This window comes from Gilliamella sp. ESL0441, from assembly GCF_019469185.1.
Taxonomy (GTDB): Bacteria; Pseudomonadota; Gammaproteobacteria; order Enterobacterales; family Orbaceae; genus Gilliamella.
This window is the reverse complement of the sequence record NZ_CP048264.1, coordinates 2,344,530-2,360,034: the sequence shown is the minus strand read 5'-3', so window position 1 is coordinate 2,360,034 and position 15,505 is coordinate 2,344,530. Positions and strand designations below refer to the sequence as shown.

Annotated in this window: 5 protein-coding genes; 4 read left to right on the top strand and 1 reads right to left on the bottom strand. The window is 38.7% G+C overall.

From position 1 onward, the window contains the following. Nucleotides 1–107 precede the first annotated feature (107 nt). Both GYM75_RS10460 and GYM75_RS10455 read left to right on the top strand, forming a co-directional pair. Nucleotides 108–3,659 carry a hypothetical protein gene (locus tag GYM75_RS10460; protein ID WP_220215893.1) on the top strand — a complete coding sequence of 1,184 codons (3,552 nt, stop codon included), beginning with the start codon at nt 108–110 and terminating at the stop codon, nt 3,657–3,659. Continuing rightward, complete coding sequence (locus GYM75_RS10455) at nt 3,659–11,932, top strand: SdrD B-like domain-containing protein (protein ID WP_220215892.1); 8,274 nt, start codon at nt 3,659–3,661, stop codon at nt 11,930–11,932. The genes GYM75_RS10460 and GYM75_RS10455 overlap by 1 nt, the downstream gene beginning before the upstream one ends. A 352-nt stretch (nt 11,933–12,284) precedes the next feature. On the opposite strand, the gene GYM75_RS10450 is transcribed toward GYM75_RS10455, so the two are convergent. Beyond that, nucleotides 12,285–13,499 carry a pyridoxal phosphate-dependent aminotransferase gene (locus tag GYM75_RS10450; RefSeq protein WP_220215891.1) on the bottom strand — a complete coding sequence of 405 codons (1,215 nt, stop codon included), beginning with the start codon at nt 13,497–13,499 and terminating at the stop codon, nt 12,285–12,287. 144 nt (nt 13,500–13,643) lie between these two features. On the opposite strand from GYM75_RS10450, the gene GYM75_RS10445 reads away from it, so the two are divergent. Further along, nucleotides 13,644–13,913, top strand: coding sequence for an ACT domain-containing protein (locus GYM75_RS10445; protein ID WP_065558707.1), 270 nt, complete (start codon nt 13,644–13,646; stop codon nt 13,911–13,913). Between the two features lie 36 nt (nt 13,914–13,949). After that, nucleotides 13,950–15,305 carry a PFL family protein gene (locus GYM75_RS10440; protein WP_220215890.1) on the top strand — a complete coding sequence of 452 codons (1,356 nt, stop codon included), beginning with the start codon at nt 13,950–13,952 and terminating at the stop codon, nt 15,303–15,305. Nucleotides 15,306–15,505 lie beyond the last annotated feature (200 nt).

Below are 15,505 nucleotides of genomic sequence, written 5' to 3'. Positions count from 1 at the left end.
AGTTATCAATCATTTTTAAGGTTTATGGATAAATTTTGATGTTGAATTGAATTACGAAAATAAAAAATATAATTGATCTTAGAAGAAGAGAAAGGAAATAAACTAAAATGAAAAAACATAACTGGACCCGGCATCCACTTTGCCTGGGTATTAGTGCTGCTTTTTTACTTGGCTCCAATAGTGTTTATGCAGGTAGTACAAATGTACCTAAATTAAATATTATTCGGGATGAGTTTAATGCAGAAGAAAAGCTTAATTTAAGTATCTATAATCCTAAAGTGAAGTTAACGTCACAAGGATTGTTTACGACACCGATGGGGCTTTATATTTACACTAACTATCCCACTAAAATCGCTGAATATCAAATCACCATTTACCGTCAATCGGATGTAGATAACCGTCAGCCGTTAAAAACCTTACGATTTAAAGAAATCAGTCCGTATGAAGCGGTGTTATGGCATGGTGATACCGATAATGGCGAGCCGTTATCGACAAATAGCGAGTATAAAGCGATTTTAACTACCACCAGTTATGACGGTTTAAAAGACAGTGTTTATGCGACATCGTTTAAGACCTTAGGTCAGGGCACAGCAGACTCTGGCAGTGATTTTATTTCCTACAACAAACCCGATAATCAATCGGGCTCAGGTCATTTATTTTTTGGTCAATTGAAATCAGATAGCACGATACCGGGGTTTGGCGAAAGCCGGATAGACCATCAGGGTATTGTGAGTGATGCTCAGGACCGGAAAGTCGTTATTCAGATGGCGGGCTTAAAAGGTAAACAAGGGGTGATGCTTAATGGCGAGCCTTTAGTGGTGGATGCCGAGGGCCGGGCGATGCGGGAGATGATTTTATCGCCGGGTGAGTATCAGTTTGATTTAAGCTGGCAGGATGAATTGGGTCAGAAGCAATCGCAACAGGAAAAGTTGGTGGTTGAAAAGAAAGATGACATTTTTTATGTGGGTATCGTGGATGTGACGTATGCGCAAAACAATGTCAGCGGAGAAGGGCGTTCGATACTCGAAGAGGCCGACAGTCACCACTACAGTGGCAAAGGGAGCTGGGATGGTCGGGTAGCCTTTTATGTCAAAGCGAATAAGGGTGATTACCGGTTAACGGCGCATTTAGACACAACAGAAACGAAGCTAAAAAATGCCTTTGGTCATTTAGGTGAAAAAGACCCGACTCGTTTTGCGCGTGAAATCGACCCACAATCATACTACCCGATATACGGAGATGGTTCGACCACAGAAAGTGATGTGGATACGGAAGGTAAGTTTTATATCAAATTAGAGAGAGGCAAAAGTTACGGGTTATGGGGTAACTATACCACACAGATTACCGGTAATGAGTTTGCCAATTTTAACCGCAGTTTATACGGGGCAAAATTATATCACGAAAGTGAGCAGTCGACCCAGTATGGTGATACCCGCACATTAGCGACAGTGTTTTTATCGAATGGTGAAACCCGGGGCAGTCACAATGAATTAGCATCGACCGGTGGTAGTTTATACTTTTTAAAACATCAGCGTATAACAGAAGGGAGTTTAAAACTGTCGGTAGAAGTGCGTGACCGTAATACCGGTCGGGTACTGAGTACCAGCACCCTGACCGAAGGGGTTGATTATGAAGTGAACCAGTTTCAGGGTCGGGTGATATTAACCAAAGCCCTGCCGATGACGACAAACGGGGGCACAGGTAGCTCAATTATCGAAAGCGGTAATCTGGTTGGGGGCGACCCGGTGTGGATTATTGCGGAATATGAATATTATTCAGACGGTTTTGACTTTGACGGTCAAAAAGTGTTTGGTGGTCGGGCTTATCACTGGTTAAACGACCATATTCGTATTGGCGGGACATATATCAGTGAAGACCAGGCAAGCGGTGAAACGTATGAGTTAAAAGGACTGGATGTGATTGTCAGACCGACGCAGGGAACACACACGCATTTTGAATATGCCAAAAGTAAGGCCGGGATGAGTGATATTTTTGTGTCGAGCAATGGCGGTCTGTCATTTAATCAGACGGTGTTATCGGGTGATACACGGGGAGCGGCATGGAAGATTAACCAAAAAATCGAATTCAGTGATTTGATGGGTGAGGATATTCCGTTAAGTTTTACGGGGTATTACTCAATGCAGCAGGAAGGCTTTTCGTCCTTTGCTAAAGCCCGCAGCAGTGATTTAGAAGAGTGGGGTGGCGAATTACGTTATGACTTTGAGGCGGATAAAAAAGGCATCTTACTGGGTTACAGCAGTGAAAAAGACAAGGCAAATTATGTTGAAAAAATAGCCCGTGCACAATACTACACAACACTCGGAGACTTATATAAAACGGCGTTAGAGTTACAACAACGCAATACCCATAATTATGGTGATGCCTCTACCCGTGAAACCTTAGTGGCAGCGAAAATAGAGCGTTCGTTTTTTGGTGGACGGGATAAAGGTTATCTTATCCAGCAAATGACGATGACTAAATCGGGTGATGTGGCGAATGATAACCGCACTACCTTAGGGTACAGCTCACAAATTACCGAAAGCATCAATCTGGGTGCAGAAGTTTTTGCATCAAATCGGGGTGCCGGTGGTGGCGTTCAGGGTAGCTGGGATGTGAATGACCGCACCAGTTTATATACCAAAGTCTTAAATGATGTGGACTCGACCTCGGGTCGGGGCATTACGACGGTTGTCGGAGGACGCACCAAGGCGACCAGCCAGATAGAGCTTTACTCAGAGCGACAATTTAAGACCACTAAAATTGACCGAACCACCTCTGATGTTTACGGGGTGACTTATAAACCGACTGAATCTCAGTTTGTTGAAGGGTCTTACTCGGTAGGACGGGTGAATAACCGTTACCGAAACCGCAACACCAGTTTAACCGGAAATGGTGAAACCCGTCGTGATGTTTGGGCGGTAGGATACGGTTATAAAAATGATACCGTTCAGGTGCGTAACCGGGTGGAATACCGGATAGATGAAGGTAGTGAGCGTATCCGTCAATGGGTAACGACCAACCGGGCAAAAACGACCGTGAACGAGAACCTCAGCTGGATGGCGCAGTTTGATTTTGCGAAAACGTTAGGAGAGCACAATAACAACAGTGAAGTGGTGAGTAACTACACGGAGTCGACAATAGGCTTTGCGTATCGCCCGTTATCTATCAATAACCTGAATTTATTCGGTAAGCTGACGTATGTGTATGGTTTAGATCCGGATGATCAGCTGATAGCGAACTCGACATCGTCAAATGGTAAAAGCTATACCTCAAGTCTGTATGACCAAAAGAGCTGGGTGTGGTCATTAGAAGGTGTATATGAGTGGAATGCGAACTGGGAAACGGCGTTTAAAGCGGCGCACCGACAAGGGCATTTACGTTACAAAGGTGAAAGCTCATGGTACTCCTCAGGGGCAAGCTTGTATGCACTCCGCCTCAATTACAAGACAGGTGACTGGGAATACCAGATAGAAGGTCGAACATTACGTACCGATCTGGCAGATGACCATAAAGACGGGGTTGTGACCAGTATTTACCGAAATGTCGGTGACAATATCAAGATGGGAGTGGGTTATAACTTTACGGATTATAACGACAACTTAACGCACCTGAACTACCGTTCACATGGTTGGTTTGTCAATGTAGTAGGGAGTTTCTAATGAACAGTTGGCAAAAAGTTGAAAAACGAAAAGAAGAGAATTTACGCATATCAGGAGAAAAGATAATGCGAACTGCGCATAATGCAACAGTGAAAAAGAAAATGCTAAGGGGTATAAAGCAATTATTAGCCTCAGCATTTATATCGATGGCGACACTATCAACTGCGTATGCCTTTGATATAGATGGGAAAGTTTATTTAGATTACGATAATACGGCAAGCAAAACAGAAATGCCGTTAACGGGTTTAAAAGTTGAATTATATGATAGTAATCAAAAACTATTATCTAGTGTGACAACCAACCAGGATGGAAGCTATAAATTAGATGCGCCGTTACTGGGGACATATAAGGTTGTGGCAAAAACGGCAGAAGGTGAAACCATCGATCGTTCGGTACAATTGATAGTTAATACCGGTGCATCGGCTCAAAATTTATTTATTAAAGGGCAAGGCGGTGATATCAACTTAGCGATAAAAGATGGCAAAGGCACGGGAGCAATGAATATTCCTGTTAGGTTGATTCATACCGCCTCTAAAAGACAAACCATTTTTGTGTCGAATAATAGTGGTATCGTCGAACTTAAAAACACCTTAAAAGGTCATCAGTATGATATGGTGGTTAATACAGAAGATTTTATTGCAGATTCAAGTAATAAAATCAAATATGCCTTATGGGATGCAACGTTACCGGATAGCAAAAACGCCTATGTTGACAAAATTAGTTTCAATATGGCGGGTAAAAACCAAAAAGGTGTGTTTAATGTCAAACCACGTAACGAATGGGGTGTTGATGGTGTTGTCGCTATCGATCAAAATGCTGATGGGATCTATACAGTAGATTCTGATACCGGTGCAATTGATATGAATGTCGAGCTTTATTATCCTGGCACGACAACGAAAGTACTGGGTACAAAAACGATTACTACAACTGATAATGGTCGATATCATTTTAGGGATCTAGCTGTAGAAAAATATGACATTAAGGTAACCAATGTTAAAGCGCCTTATATCGCACTTAGCAAACTTGAACAAAACGTCACAATAACTGATGCAAATGGTCAAACAAGTGGTCCCACCTTTTTGTTAAACATTGATCCGAACGATACAACGTTAGCAGGTATATCTGGTCTTGTATTTGCATTAACTTCAGAACGATTCCCTGAAGACGGTCCGGATGGTGGTAAAAAAAATGGGAATACTTTATTTAAGACTGGTGATAAACCTCTTGTAACACCAGTTCATCTTTATCAACATAATGGCAATAGTTGGAGTTTAATTGCAAAACAAACCACTAATAAAGAAGGTGCTTATAAATTTAGAGGACTAAGAGCGAATAAAGATTATAAAGTCGTTTTAGAAGAATCAGGCATTGATACGAATCAATTTTTCTTTATCGGTGACACAGATGGTAAATCAACCAGTACCTCATCTGAATCAAAAAGTACTCATAAAGGTAAAGTAAAACTTAGCAATGGTACGCAAGATAAAATAGCTCCGAAAGAGATTATTATTACTAATTTAAATGGCGGTACTAAGTCAAATCAAAACTTTTGGTATTCAAAGATCGGACCGAGTTTATTAGGTGTAGAAAGTAGCTTACAGAGCGTAGATAATAAGGGAAGCTGGGGCGGCGAAGTAAATGGTATGAGTGCAATAAGTACTGGGCCTTATATAAACGTTGCTTTTTTTGAAGAAGATGGCGTCACGCCAGCGACCAAAATAGATGGGACACGCTTATATGCTAAATATCTAAAAGGCCCAGATGATTATTCGCGTGCTCAACGGGCTAGGGTTAATTCTGATCATGGTGGAATTTATACATACAAAATTATTGGATATGATTCAAATTATTTAGATATCCAAGGTGTTACACAAGAATATCGAGTAAGATCAGTTGCAAATAATACAAGTGCTACCGAAAGATTGGGTGGTTTTTCTGTTGTATATTTCAGAGGCAAAACGCCTAACTCTATTTCGGGTTATGTTTACTTAAATAATAGCCATGTTGGTACAACTGGCAACTTTGATCCTAAGCAAGATGTTCCTATTCGATATAATCGTGTCGTTTTACAACATAAGCAAGTATCTACAGGCAAATGGGAAAATGATGATATTGCTTATATGGGAACGGACAAAGATGGACGTTATAATTTTACTAAGTTACCTGATGGTGAATATAGAGTAGTTATTCAACCTATTTTTGGCTCAGGCAGTAATGCAGATATAAATGATATTGTATTAGAGCGTAATGATCAAAATGATATTATTACCAAAAATACTGCTAGTATTGTTGTTAAAGTAAAAGGTGGTCAAAACTATACTAAAGATACTAATTTCTGGTATAAGTTAAAACAACAAGATTATGTTGTTAAAGGTACTGTTTATTTAGATACTTACAGAGGAGACGGTAAACTTACTGTAGGTGGGACGGCTGACGCTTTCGATAAACCGTTGTTTGATGCAACAGTTTTATTATGTAGAGATAATAATGATTGTACTTCTCGCTCGGGTAAAAGTGTATTAGCTTCACAAAAAACCGATAAAACAGGACGTTATGAATTTACTGGAAAAGATGGACTGACAAAAGGGAAAGATTTTATCATTAAAGTTGTTCGCTCAGATACTGAGGCAGTAACAGATCCAAAACAGGGTCTTGCTCAGTTGCAAACGGTTCGTTTTGATAAAATAGATTTACCTATTATCCATAACTTTTTAATGCAAGGTAAAGGTAAAGAAATTCGATTTATTCCTATCAATGATTTAGATGGTAATGAAAAATTTGAAGGTAACGGTAGCAAAGAACAGGGTTATGGTATATTTCAAGTTCAGTATTGGAATGGAAGCGCTTACCAAGAATGGCTAACGGCTGGAGACTTTTATAATAATCTAGTTCTTGACCGTTTACCTAAAGGTAAATATCGTATTATTCATAATCAAGATAACACTAATTATAGTTATATCGATATTGCTGATAAAGATCCTGTTACAGATATAGGTGTTTTTGACATAGAAGTCTTGGCCGATGGTACTTTAGCTAATAATGTTAAGCCTCGTCAATATATTATGCAAGTATCGAAAGCATCTAAGGGAATAACAGGTAATCTCTATTTAGATATTACAGGTTCAGGAAAAAAAGAAGATGCAGTTTTATTAACTAGTCAAGAGTTATCTAAATATAATAAGGACAATCTCAGAGTAGAAGGTATTTTCTCACCTCGTGTTTATAAGGGATATTATAAAGGTGATGTCAATACTATTTTGAATAAACCTGATTTTATCGATAAAACGATAAAATACACTGGCGAATTTGCTTATAATCAAGCTAATTCACCTCGTGGTACTGTGTATCTAACTAATATGCTTCTCAGATTACAGGGTCTAGATTCAAATCAATTTGAATTAGTGGCTAGTGGTAATCAACCTAAAGACGAGCATTTACCAGATGAAGTGAAAAAAATAGAGTATTTACAGGTTTCACCTACTCTGTCTGATGGAGCATCTGATCAGTATTGGTTAGTAAAATTAAAAAATGATACCGAAATCAGTGGTCGACTTTATTATGATTATGATGAGGATGGTAACTTTAATACCAGCAAAAATGATGTGCCTATTGTTGGGGTAACAGTTGAATTGTATCGTAATGGAGAATTATATAATCAAGTTAAAACTGATAAATCGGGTATATATTCGTTTAAAAATTTATTCAATGATACTTATACTATTAAAGTTACAGAACAAGGCTTAGATGTAAAAACTTATGAACTTAAATCAGCGTTAGATACTGTACCAAATATTAAAATCACATCACAAACACCAAAAATAAAGGGTGGTAATTTAGATTTTATCTATAAGAAAAACGGTGATGCAGCTATTGCAGGTTATGTAATGGTGGATATTAATAATAATGGTAAAACGGATATTAGTTTTGATAAAACAGGTGATCTTGCTGTAACAAAAGTTAAAGTTAAGTTATTTAAAAAAGTGAATAACACTCTTGTTAAATATCTTGAAGCTGACACTAATGAAAATGGTTACTATAGTTTTAGTGGTATTGATCTTAATACGGATTATGTAGTTGAAGTTGTTCCACCAAGTAATTATGGTGTTATTTCAAATGCTAATCTAAAACCAAGTAAAACTTTAGAAACAATATCTTTTGGTGATATAGGAAGAACTATACAAAATCAGTCTTTCTTATTAGCAGGGAGTTCAAACAGTTCACCGTCAGCAGGTATAGCTAGTAATCAAGCGCTTAATAGTGGTATTGCAGGTAAAACTATTATTGAAGGTACATCACCTGAATTACCAATTGATAATGTATTGATCGGTCTAGTTACTTCAAACGGAACTGAAATCGCTCGTCAATATACCAACAGTAAAGGTGAATATCATTTCTATAACTTACCTTCCGGTAAGTACAGTATTAATGTTGTAACGTCACCGGATGGTTATTCATTAGTGAAAAACAGTAAAGGAACCACTCAACCAATCAATACTTTATCAAATATTGAAATAACCAATACTGGTGTCTCTGGTAATAGTTTCTATTATAAAGAAGCTAGTGTTGACGGTATTCAAGGAAAAATCTATGTTGATTTTGCCGATAATAATACCGATTTTAATAAGTTAAATGCATTTGCCTATTTACTTGATAATAAAGCTGCGTTAACGGTTGAATTACATGAAGGTTTAGATGGTAATGGTAAGCTATTAATGACCCAAAAAACCGTAGATGGTAAGTACCAATTCTCTAACCTGATGTTTGGTAATAGTGCTAACTATTCTGTGGTACTAAAATTAGACACTAATGCCGACTATGAGTTTAAACAAAGTTCAGCAGGTAAAGATGCGAAGCATATCGTTATTCCAGTTGCAAAATTACCAAAAAAAGGTTCGCCGGATAACAATTATCTGCTTGTAGGAAAACAAAAAATCGGTGGTTATGTCTGGGTTGATGAAAATGGCAGCAAAGACAGACAGGATGACGAAGGGCTTAATGGCATCAAAGTGACCCTTAACTACCAGGCACCAGGTACAACGGATTATGTTGAACTTAAAAAAGTTGACACCAAAACGGTGAATGGCAAAAAAGGTAATTATCAGTTTGAAAAATTACCGAAGGGTGGTAACTATCAAATTAAAGTTAGCACACCGGATGGAATGCAATTAATTGCGAACACTGTCATAAAAGACAATAAAGATACCTATGAGTTTCCTTCGTTAGACGGAGATAAGTTAACTAATAGTACAGCGTATAAATACAATGGTACGATAAAAGGTCATGTGAGTATTGATGTCGATAACAGCCAAACGAAAACGGCTGTAGACGGAAACTTAGCAGGACTGAAATTATCGCTGAAAAGTTCGGATGGCAAACTTACCCGAGAAGCTATAACTAACAGCGATGGTAATTTTGCAGTAGATAACTTATCGTTTGGTGATTGGGTTATCACGGCAGACAATTCGCAAAGTGTGACCGGCTACCAATTGAGTTATACCCAAACGGGTAATAAAGCAGTGGCAGTAACGTCAAAAGACTTATCATTAAAGGTTAATCTTTCGAAGCAAAATCCAGCGGTGAATGACGTTGAAATAGGTTATCGCGGCAGTGCAGTTATCAAAGGTTATGTGGTGATCGATGCCAATAACGACGGTAAATATAGTGAAAAAGAAGATATCGCCTTTGGTGCCTTAAGTACGCCAATTACGCCGAAACTGGTGTTAACATCGACGAAATCCGGATTTGTAGAGCAAGCAATTAAGGTTGATGCAAAAACCGGTTTATTTGAGGTAAAAGACTTAAGCCAACATGATTATGTCCTGAAAATTGATGATAAAGCGCTCGAAAGTTCCGGTTATAAACTGGTGTTCAGCCCGAATTCAACAACAGTGACCAATCAGGTGACGTTCAGTGTTAATGGTCCGAAAGATACCCGCTTCTCAGCCGGTGATGTTGCGAAGCAACAAGCATTTGGCTTTAAAGCTGAAAACGCCTTAAAAGGGACAATCTATAAAGATTACTCTGGAAAAGGAACCCATCAGCCTTATCACGTGGGCACGTTATCAGGGGTGAAAGTTGTGGCGACAAACAGCAATGGCTTAACCTTAGAGGTAGAAAGTGACAGTAAGGGTGAATATGAGATAACCAATATAGCAGCAGGTAGCTGGACGATACGTGTAGAAGCACCGAAAAATTCAGGTTATGACTTCAGTTATGTGGCACAGAAAGTGGGGGGCGCCATTACGTCAATTACCGGAAATGGTGCCGTTGTCAACATTGCGCAAGTATCTTCGGCAAACAAAATCACAAAAGTTGATTTTGGTTTGAAAGGACAGGCGAGCATTGAAGGTCAGGTAGTAATAGACGTGAATGCGAATGATGGCGCGGTGATCAATGCACAGGATATCGGAATTGATAAGCTATTTGCTGACTACACGGTAGGATTATATGTAGATAATAATCTGGTGAAAGAGGTTAAAGCGGTCAGTACCGGAAGTACAGAAACGGAGTTAGGTAACTACCGATTTGAGAACTTAGTATCGGGTGTTGATTATCAGGTGAAAGTGAGTCGTCCGGTAACGGATTATGTTAGCAGCTTTATGTTAACCGACAGCAAACACAAAGTAACGGTTGATCAGACTGACAGTGAAATGAGTGAAATTTATCAATTTGCCGGTGCAACGGACAAAGCAACCGGAGTAAGTTTTGCGTGGAAAGGTACCACCAGTATCAAAGGAAAAGTTTACTTAGACGGTGATGATGACGGGATTTATAACGCATCGCATGACAGCAGTGTTAATGCGGCATTAACGGTGAAATTGAGTAATATCAACAATCCGATATTGCAGACAACACAAACCATTGCTGCCGGAGAGATGGCTTATGAAATAACCGGTCTTATTCCTGGTAAATGGCAAATTGAAGTAGAAGGCGTACCGAGCACGTTACGGGCAAGCTTTGATCCGGATGATGCGCACCATGATAGCAAAGGTCAATTGATGTTACCGAAAACGGCAAATATGGCGACAGTAGAAATTACCGGTAACTTAACCGATCAGGACTTTGGTTATATCCATGGCGGTATTATTGAAGGAAAACTGGTAGAAGACCGTGAAGGTAAAGGTCTGTCCAGTCTGTCAGCGTTAACCGGATTGTCGGGTGCAGATGTCTATTTGTTAGACAATACTCAGAAACACCTGATGAACAAAGAGAATAAACCACTATCCTTTATGACAAACAGCGATGGTAAGTTTATGTTCCGTAATCTGGAGATAAATGCCGATTCGAAATACAGTATCCGTTTACTGTTTGGTGAATATCACGATGGTGTGGTTGGCTCAGATAAAACCAATCCATTATACGAAAAAGTGCCATATTTTGAACAATACATCGATAGTAATGGAAAAGTGGTTAAACATGACTTAATTGATCTTGCCACACCACCAGCTTCGATTGTTTATAATGGCTCAGGTGGTATGCAAACATTGCCAATTAAGCTAAATGATGGAAGCAGCACCTTTAGTGCAACAAGTAACGATATCGTACTGGGTTACCGGGCACATAATGCGGATGTAACCGTAATAAAAACGGCACTGAAGGATAATGTCGTGGTGGGTGATATTGTCCCTTATACTATCAAGGTGATTAATAATTCGTCACACAAATCACGCATTAAAATAAAGGATATTTTACCGTCAGGGTTTAAGTTCGTGAAAGGTTCATCGCGTTTAAATGGCAAAAAAGTAGCGGATCCGAAAGGTAGTAAAGCGGTGACGTATGATTCACTGGATTTAACGGCGAACAGTGAAGTGGTGATCAGCTATATGTTAGTTGTGGGCTCGGGTGTTACCCAAGGCGAGTATACCAATACAGCGATGGCACTGAATGCCTTAACAGGAAAAGTGTCGTCGAATATAGCGGAAGCGACGGTAACGGTGACAGCGGATCCACTGTTTGACAATGCATTAATTTTCGGAAAAGTGTATGTAGACCGAAATGGTAATGGTGTACAGGATGAAGGTGAAGAAGGTCTGGGGGGCGTGAAGTTAGTGACCACCCGTGGCGAGATCATCACAACCGATACGCATGGTCGTTACCATATAGTCGGTGTATCGGGAGGCCGTTGGGAGCGAGGAGCAAACTTCGTTATCAAGCTAGACCCACGAAGCTTACCGAAAGCATATAAAGTAAACGGACGTAATCCAAAAGTGGTGAGAGTATCGCCAGGGTTACCAAGTAAAGTTGATTTTGGTGTTACCGAAGTAAATCAGTAATGACCATCAAAGACAAAGACGGACAAGGAAGTCTGTCTATCCCAATCCTTTCAGGTCTTTCCCCCATTTATTGGGGGTTTTTTATATGAAGCATTCCAGATTATTATTTCATGTGAATAGATTTTAGTTTTAGAACACTGAAAATGACTAGAGTTGTAGAGATATAAATAAAATAGAGTGCCAGTTAATAAATTAATATTGTCATATTAATTAGTTAGCATAAATAGAGCAGTATTAATGAGTTTAAGCATAATACTGAAAGTTTTTATTATCATTCATTGAATGGAATTAAACAATTTTGCGTAGTGTTACAGATTTAAAACTCCCAACTAAAATTGGGAGTTAATTCGTTTTATTGTTGATAATTTGATAAAAATTTAGCAAAACGTTCAATAGCGTCTTGTAATTCACCTATATGTGGAAGCGCAACAATTCTGACATGATCGGGTTTATGCCAGTTGAAACCACTGCCTTGTACTAAAAGAACTTTCTCTTGCAATAGAAAATCTAAAACCAATTTCTGATCATTGTGAATATTAAATTTTTGCTGATCAAGTTTAGGAAATAAGTACAATGCGCCTTGTGGTTTAGTACAACTTACCCCTGGGATATCATTTAACATGCGCCATGCAAGCATACATTGATCATATAAACGACCACCAGGAACAATAAATTCATTAATACTTTGATAACCGCCAAGCGCACCTTGAATGGCATGTTGCAATGGTACATTGGCGCATAATCGCATTGACGCCAACATATTTAGCCCCTCAATGTATCCTTTTACATGTTGTTTCGGGCCACAAAGTGCCATCCATCCTTGCCTAAAACCTGCAACACGATAAGTTTTGGATAGTCCGCTCATGGTTACGACAAATAAATCGGGCGCTAAAGCGGCTATTGAATGATGAACAGCATCATCATATAAAATTTTGTCGTAAATTTCGTCAGCAAAAATAATAAGATTGTTTTGACGTGCAATTTCTGCAATATCAAGTAAAAGTTGTTTACTATAAACGGCACCAGTTGGGTTATTAGGATTAATAATGACAATTCCTTTGGTTTTAGGGGTGATCTTTCTTTTAATATCCTCTAAATCGGGCGACCAATTGGCTTCTTCATCGCAAAGGTAATGAACAGCACTACCACCAGATAAACTAATTGCAGCTGTCCATAATGGATAATCTGGCATAGGAACTAAGATTTCATCACCGCTATTGAGCAATGCTTGCATCGATTGTACGATAAGTTCAGAAACTCCATTGCCGATAAAAATGTCTTCGACATCTAAACTTGTTATTCCTCTGGCTTGATAGTGTTGCATAATAGCTTTACGTGCAGAGTAAAGTCCTTTTGAATCGGAATATCCTTGTGAAGAAGGCAAATTACGGATGACATCAACTAATAATTCATCAGGTGCGGCAAAACCAAAAGGGGCAGGATTTCCAATATTGAGTTTTAGTATAGTTTGACCTTCTTCTTCAAGACGCTTTGCATGCTCAAGAATTGGTCCACGGATGTCGTAACAGACATGATCCAATTTATTTGATTTTTGGAAATTTTTCATAATGTTGCCCTTCTTATTTATTTTAATGTTTTTTTATTTTTAACAAAAAAACAATCTACTCCTATTTCGATAATTTTTGAAGATGTTATTATAATCAACCAAGTAAATATCTTTTGATTGTCCAAAATTTGTGCGGAGTATGTGATGAAAACCATTTTAACTGTCATAGGAAAAGACCAGACCGGAATTATTGCTGGTATAAGTCAAAAATTATATGAATTAAATATTAATATTTTAGATGTATCTCAAACTATCATGGGTGAATATTTCACGATGATTATGTTACTCGATTTATCAAAAATCGATGTTTCATTTGATGATGTTAAAAATACTTTAACGCAAACAGGCGAAAATCTTAAAGTTAAAGTAAATATTCAACGCGAAGAGATATTTGATGCAATGCATCGTCTTTAAATTTTATTCAATAATTTTTACTGAAGGATAGTACTAATGGAAACCAAACAGATCCTCGAAACAATTAAAATGATTGAGGAAGAAAAGCTTGATATTCGCACAATAACCATGGGTATTTCTTTGCTTGATTGTATTGATAGCGATGGTGAAAAAGCCCGTCAAAAAATCTATGACAAAATTACTAAATTAGCCAAAAATTTAGTAAAAGTTGGTGATCAAATTACGTCTGAATTTGGTATTCCAATTATTAATAAACGTATCTCTGTTACACCAATATCCTTAATTGCAGGAGCAAGTAATGATAGTGATTATGTTGCGTTCGCAAAAACACTTGATCAAGCTGCTAAAGCGGTGGGGGTGAACTTTATTGGTGGATTTTCGGCGTTAGTGCAGAAAGGTTACCATAAAGGTGATGAAATTTTGATTAAATCCATCCCACAAGCTCTTGCCCAAACAGAACGCGTTTGTTCATCGGTTAACGTAGGTTCTACGCAAACCGGTATCAACATGGATGCCGTAAAACAGATGGGGCATATTATTAAAGAGGCGGCCGCATTAACGGCGGATAATAGCAGTATGGCTTGTGCAAAATTAGTTGTGTTTGCTAATGCTGTTGAGGACAATCCGTTTATGGCTGGGGCTTTTCATGGTGTAGGCGAAGCAGATTGTGTCATTAATGTAGGTGTCAGTGGGCCTGGTGTGGTTAAGCGAGCACTCGAAAAAGTAAAAGGTCAACCTTTTGATGTGGTTGCGGAAACAATCAAAAAAACGGCTTTTAAAATTACCCGTATGGGACAACTTGTTGGTAAAGAGGCTTCGGAGCGTTTAGGCGTTAAATTTGGTATTGTTGATTTATCTTTAGCGCCAACGCCTGCAATAGGTGATTCAGTTGCCCATATTTTAGAAGAAATGGGACTGGAAGTGGTTGGAACCCATGGTACAACGGCGGCGTTGGCGATGCTTAATGATGCTGTCAAAAAAGGTGGGGTCATGGCATGTGGTCATGTAGGTGGTTTAAGTGGGGCATTTATTCCTGTGTCAGAAGATGCTGGGATGATTGATGCGGTAAATAAGGGGGCACTCAATTTAGAAAAATTAGAAGCAATGACCTGTGTTTGTTCGGTCGGGCTTGATATGATTGCTATTCCGGGTGATACACCAGCTGAAACGATATCTGCTATTATTGCAGATGAAGCAGCAATCGGCGTCATCAATCATAAGACCACTGCTGTTCGCATCATTCCTGCGGTTGGTTTAACAGTGGGTGATAATATTGAATTTGGTGGGTTATTGGGTCATGCACCTGTGATGCCAGTAAATAAATATAGTTCATTTGATTTTATTAATCGTGGTGGGCGTATTCCTGCTCCGATTCACTCTTTCAAAAACTAAGCGATTATTTTGTGATGCCTTGTATATCAAAAAAGACAAGGTATCACATGACTTTCTGTCTATTGATTTCTTTCTGATAATCCAAAACGTGATTTTTTTCCTTCATTTTACGGTATCCCTATAATGAGCAATCACACGGATGCTATTTGATAATAAATCAGTTAGTCTCATTTTTCTTACTTATCTAAAATTAATTGATA